This window comes from Pseudomonadota bacterium, from assembly GCA_030860485.1.
Classification (GTDB): domain Bacteria; phylum Pseudomonadota; class Gammaproteobacteria; order JACCXJ01; family JACCXJ01; genus JACCXJ01.
In genome coordinates this window covers 1-4,949 of the sequence record JALZID010000073.1, presented here as the reverse complement: position 1 = coordinate 4,949, position 4,949 = coordinate 1, and the positions used below count along the sequence as shown (strand labels likewise).

Genomic DNA, 4,949 nt, shown 5'->3' with positions numbered 1-4,949 from the left:
GCGATTGTCGCGCGTCGCGGTAATGGCCTTGCGGCCCGGGATCAGGAAATTGCGCGCGAAACCCGGTTTGACCTTCACGGTCTCGCCGAGCTCACCCAGGCCGTGCACCTTTTCCAGCAGTATCACTACCTCGGCCACCTGTACGAAGCCAAGACCTCGCCGCACATGTTCATCGTCGATCCCGCCGGCAAGCTGGTCTACAACGGCGCCATCGACGACAAGCCCAGCGCCGATGTCGACGACATCGCCTCGGCGAAGAACTACGTCAAGGGGGCGCTGAACGAAATGAGGAGCGGCAAGCCGGTGAGCCAGCCGCTGACCAAGCCTTACGGGTGCAGCATCAAGTATTGATGCACTGAATGCGGACCATCGCCGCCCCCGTTGGCACCAGAGTTCCGAGGCGGCGCAGGGGCACCGCGCTGCTGCCGGCCGCCGTGGCGTTCGCATGCGCGCTGTGGCTGCCGGCCGCGCACGCCGCCGCCATCTGCAAACCGTGGCTGGAACTGCAGACCGACCGCTTCCGCGTGATCAGCGGCCTGCCGGCGAAGGAAACCACCGACACCGTCAACAGCCTCGCGCGCTTTCAAAGCGCGGTCGAGATCCTGACCAACGCCGGCGCCGTCACCAAGGCCAGGATTCCCACCACGCTGGTGATCTTTCGCGAGCAGGACTGGTTCTCGCCGAAATGGGGCGAATTCTTCGTCTCCAACGGAGACGGGCTACAGAACCGCATCCTGGTGCCGCAGGGCAAGGACTACCTCATCGCGCGCTATCAGGCGGTGATGCACGAGTACGTGCTTTACGTGCTGCGCAGCCAGCCCGGCTACGAGTACCCGCAGTGGTACAACGAGGGCCTGGCCGAAGTGCTCAGCGGCGTGATCGAAGACCGCGAGCTGATGCGCGTGGGCATTCTGTTTCCGGACCAGTTCGATCAGCTGAAAAAGGGCTGGATTCCGCTGCAGGAGCTGCTGCAGACCCGCACCGACTGGGACCGTCATCGCAACAACACCGACGCCGGCCTGTTCTACGCGGAATCGGCGGTGCTGGTGCACTACCTCATGCTGGGCAACGACGCGCGCCGCGCCGACAACGACGCGTACATCGCATTGCTCAACCAGGGCGTCGCACCGGACGAAGCCTTTAGCCGCGCCTACAAAACCAAAACCGATTATGCGACGCTGGAAAACGAACTCAGGGGCTACATCGCCAAGGGCAAGGTGAAGTGGGCCGGCATCAAACGCTCGCAGGTACCGGACGCGCAGATCCTGAGCCGGACCGAGCTGTCCTGCCATGACGCCATGCTCGAAGCGGCGCTGGCCTTGATGCCTTCCAGCGCGCCGGTCGAGCACGTGCGCGAGAAATGGCTGGCACCGCTGGAAGCCGCGCGCCCGGACGATGCCGGCACCCTCACCACCCTGGCGATGGCGGCCGCAGGTGAAGAGCACTTCGATCAGGCCGACGCGCTATGGCAGCGCGCGCTGGCCAAGCCCGATGTCGCGCCGCGCTGGCTGGTGCTGGCCGCCCGCAATTGGCTCGACCGCATCGGCACACCGCTGCAGTCGGATTCCGATCTGGCCAGAAAACCTATGACGCCCTGGTCCGCGCGCATGCCGCCGAAAGCCAGGACGTGTCGACGCTGTATGCCTTCGCCAGGGCTTCGCTGCACGCCGAGACCGAGCTGATGCCGGCGCGGCTGGCGGCGGCCAAGGCACACCGCCTGCAGCCGGACAACCAGGCGATCGCCCAAGTCGCGGCGCTGGTCGGACTTGGCCGCGCGTGCCACGACCACCCAGTAGCCGGCGGCGCGCTTCCAGTCCTCGGCACGCTCGTTGAGCAGCGCCGGGCGCACTGGTGACGTTGGTGCGTTCCATGTGGGCGTAGGCGGTGGTGAGTTCGATCTCGGGGCGGATCTGCCATTCCACGCCGATTTCCAGCTCGTCCACTTCCATGTGCGGCGCGTTGGTGTCGAACTTGGCCGCGCCGTCGTAGGTCTGGAACTTGGCGTAGGGTATCAGCGAGCCGAGGCTGCTGTCGATCTTGACCATCGCCTGGATGTAGCCGCCGCTGAGCCTCGAGCTGCCGCTCCTCTTGGACCTCGGCTGGAGGGCGGCGGGCGCCGATCTGTCGATCGACGTCCTGTCCTTCCCCGATCCGGTCCCGCTCGGCCAGACGCTGAGCTACCTCCTCACGGTCCGGAACATCGGAGCCCAGGTCGCGAGCAACGTCACCCTCACCGATACCCTGCCGGCCGGAGTGGAGCTCGTCTCGACGACCCCGAGCCAGGGGGCTTGCTCGGTGGAGGCGTCGACCGTCACCTGTTCTTTGGGGGATGTGGGGCGAGACGGCAGCGCGACCGTCCAAATCGACGTTCGGTCGACCGCCGAGGGCGTGCTCAGCAACAACGCCGTCGTGACGGCGACGGCCGATGCAAACCCCGCGAACAACACCGTGCTCGAGGTCAGCAGGGTCAACACCCTGCCCCCGGGCCTCACGTGCAAAGGTAGGCCGCTCACCCAGATCGGTTCTGAGGGCGCGGATCTCATCACCGGGACGCCTGGCCCAGATGTCATCGCTGCGCTCGGCGGGAACGACGTGATCGATGGCCTGGCGGGCGACGATGTGATCTGCGCAGATGCGGGCCACGACACGGTTCGCGGCGGCCCCGGCCAGGACACCCTGTTCGGCGAGGCGGGCAATGACACGCTCCTGGGTGGGCCCGGCAGGGACCGGCTCAGCGGGGGCGGCGGGGTGGATCGATGCTTAGGAGAGGGCGGCCGCGATCGGGCGACCGGTTGCGGAGGAAAGGAGTGGCGTTCCCTAAGGGTCCCCCTCGATAGCGTGACGAAGGCGAGCCCACCCGCACGGTGGGCTCGTTTCCGGCACGCTTCAGGACGACCGTCGAGACCCTAATAGTTCCATTGCGCTTGTAGTCCGATTCGGTCGCCGTCGAATTGCTCGTACGGAAAGCTCGATGTGTCCGTTCGATCGAAGGTATGCGAGTAGACTGCGGCAACCTCGACTTCCGGAAATGGTGAATACTCCAAGCCGAAGTCCAACTCGTTCAACTCCTGTACCCGCGGGGCATTGGTGGCGAACTTCCGTGCACCATCGAAGTACTGCCAGCGTACGAAGGGAAAGAAGTTGCCGTAGGGGCTATCGAGTTTCACGTTCAGCATTCCATAGCCACCATGCAAGAATCCGACGTCCACCTCGGTCATGTCCTCGCTCAATTCCGGACCACGACCGAATGTCCACTCGGCCTCGAAACCAACCGGTTGCGGGTACCATACGGCACTGAAGGCGATACGCTCATCCTGCAAACCGTCGTCGTGAGTGACGGTCGGTGTGACGTCCGTTCCGTCCGGCCCCACCGGGATGGAGGACGTTCTCGGCTCGAACCGCCCCGAATAGGCTTGAATGCCCGGTTCGAAGATCTGCCCATTCTCGAACTCGAACGGGTAGGTCAAGCGGGCGACCAATGTCACCTCGCCGTTCAGATCTTCCCTGTTGGGACCTTGGCCTGCATAGGCACCTAGCCCGAGAACACCATAGTCTCCCGAACCTTTCAAACCGTTCTTGACCAGATCCTTGAATCGTTGGCGGATCTTGTCGGGCGCCCAGTAGAAGAATACGCCGATATCGCGCTCGGTTTCCACCGCGCTGTTGAGAGCCTCGGGGCGTTCCAGGGGCGCGCGGTTCTGACTGGATTGCAGATTGACGAAGCCGTAGGGAACCTTGGATTGCCCCAAGCGAAACCGAAACTCCTTCTTCTTGTCGATGGATATGTCGCCGTACAGATCACGAAGCTGGACGGCGAAGCTTCCCTCGGCAGGCTGCGCGTTGAATTCCGGTTGCACGTACAGGAACACGTGGTCGGCGACATCGCCGCTGAATATGACACGACCGCGGCGGATGAAGAAGCTCGATGTATCTTGGACGGAACGGTCGGCCGGTATGAAGAAGTCCTCTTCGTTTCCGGAAAGTACCTCGCTGATACGGAACTGAGTATAACCGCGAATATTGATCCGCTCATACCATTTTTCTTTCAACGCTTCCCCGAACAGTGCCGGGGAGGTCGGATCCTTCAAAAGATCGTTCAGGCGTTTGGCTTCCTTTTCGACCGGGGTCATGCGTTCTTCGAGAGATTCCACGGCGACCCATTCATCCTGGGCTTTGATCTGAAGCTCTTCGATCGCTTTTTCGCCTTTAGTCACGCGTTCCTCCACAGCATCCACGCGCTTCTTGTCGGTGGGCTTGAGAGGAGCCTGCTTCGCCTCCTTCGAGGACGGTTCCGGAAGCTGTGAGAAGGTTCCAAGCTTGATCCGATTCCTGCCGGGCTCCGTGTAGACTTGCTTGGTGATCTGGTCCACGTACAGTTCGAGGGTTTGCGCTTGCGGGATCGACGGTAGGAAGGTTCCGCATAGGCCGATAAGTGCGGTTAGGCTCAACGGTGAGTGGTTGAACGATTGCGTAAAACGAGACTTTATTACCATATTCCCCCCTAGGGCGTTGCATCGAAAAGGCCACACCACCCGTGAGTCTGTATGCATACTCACGGTCCAGGAAGATTGTAAGAGGGGAATGTTTACATCCGATGACAACATTGCTACGAAACGATGACAGGAGCGGCATGCGTCGCACACCCGATCGCTCGCGGAAGGGGGCGGCGCAGCCCATCGCGTACATCAAGCGCGGCCCCGCGGGGCGGCGACGGGTCGCGGGAGTTCGGGGTCAGAGTAAAAATCGCTGGGAGTAGATCCCCCTCTGACCTTAGAATCAATGAGTTAGGCGAGGGTCTGTCGTCGAATATGACAATTTTGTCGGGGGGCTAGGTGGGTGATGGGGCAGGAGACCTCTGGGATAATAGGAAGTTGGTAAATCAAACCTAGATCCGGAGGGCTGCCCCAATGAGAGTTTCACACGAATGCACCGCACGTGTCACCCCTTTG

Annotated in this window: 6 protein-coding genes and 1 pseudogene; 4 read left to right on the top strand and 3 right to left on the bottom strand. The window is 62.4% G+C overall.

What is annotated here, in order from left to right:
• Positions 1-138: bL9 family ribosomal protein (locus M3461_04380; protein MDQ3773651.1), on the bottom strand; the 138-nt coding region annotated here is incomplete at its 3' end.
• A gap of 27 nt (positions 139-165) precedes the next feature.
• On the opposite strand from M3461_04380, the gene M3461_04375 reads away from it, so the two are divergent.
• From M3461_04375 to M3461_04365, 3 genes are read left to right on the top strand one after another with little or no spacing between them, the layout of a single operon-like run.
• Positions 166-351, top strand: coding sequence for a hypothetical protein (locus M3461_04375; protein ID MDQ3773650.1), 186 nt, complete (start codon positions 166-168; stop codon positions 349-351).
• 8 nt (positions 352-359) lie between these two features.
• The gene (locus M3461_04370) at positions 360-1,682 is read left to right on the top strand and encodes a hypothetical protein (GenBank protein ID MDQ3773649.1); all 1,323 of its coding nucleotides are present in this window, start codon (positions 360-362) and stop codon (positions 1,680-1,682) included.
• Positions 1,682-1,855 (top strand): hypothetical protein, encoded by a 174-nt coding sequence (locus M3461_04365; GenBank protein MDQ3773648.1) that lies wholly within the window; start codon positions 1,682-1,684, stop codon positions 1,853-1,855. The genes M3461_04370 and M3461_04365 overlap by 1 nt, the downstream gene beginning before the upstream one ends.
• 37 nt (positions 1,856-1,892) lie before the next feature.
• Here M3461_04365 and M3461_04360 read toward each other — a convergent pair.
• Positions 1,893-2,045: pseudogene (locus tag M3461_04360) on the bottom strand (porin).
• A 43-nt stretch (positions 2,046-2,088) separates the two neighbouring features.
• Here M3461_04360 and M3461_04355 point away from each other — a divergent pair.
• The gene (locus tag M3461_04355) at positions 2,089-2,910 is read left to right on the top strand and encodes a hypothetical protein (GenBank protein MDQ3773647.1); all 822 of its coding nucleotides are present in this window, start codon (positions 2,089-2,091) and stop codon (positions 2,908-2,910) included.
• Here M3461_04355 and M3461_04350 read toward each other — a convergent pair.
• Positions 2,907-4,370, bottom strand: coding sequence for a porin (locus tag M3461_04350; protein MDQ3773646.1), 1,464 nt, complete (start codon positions 4,368-4,370; stop codon positions 2,907-2,909). The genes M3461_04355 and M3461_04350 overlap by 4 nt on opposite strands.
• Positions 4,371-4,949 lie beyond the last annotated feature (579 nt).

Bases quoted from the DNA above. Each gene is read 5' to 3' on its own strand.
- M3461_04375 (MDQ3773650.1), top strand. From the start codon at position 166: ATGTTCATCGTCGATCCCGCCGGCAAGCTGGTCTACAACGGCGCCATC.
- M3461_04370 (MDQ3773649.1), top strand. From the start codon at position 360: ATGCGGACCATCGCCGCCCCCGTTGGCACCAGAGTTCCGAGGCGGCGC.
- M3461_04365 (MDQ3773648.1), top strand. From the start codon at position 1,682: ATGCCGGCGCGGCTGGCGGCGGCCAAGGCACACCGCCTGCAGCCGGAC.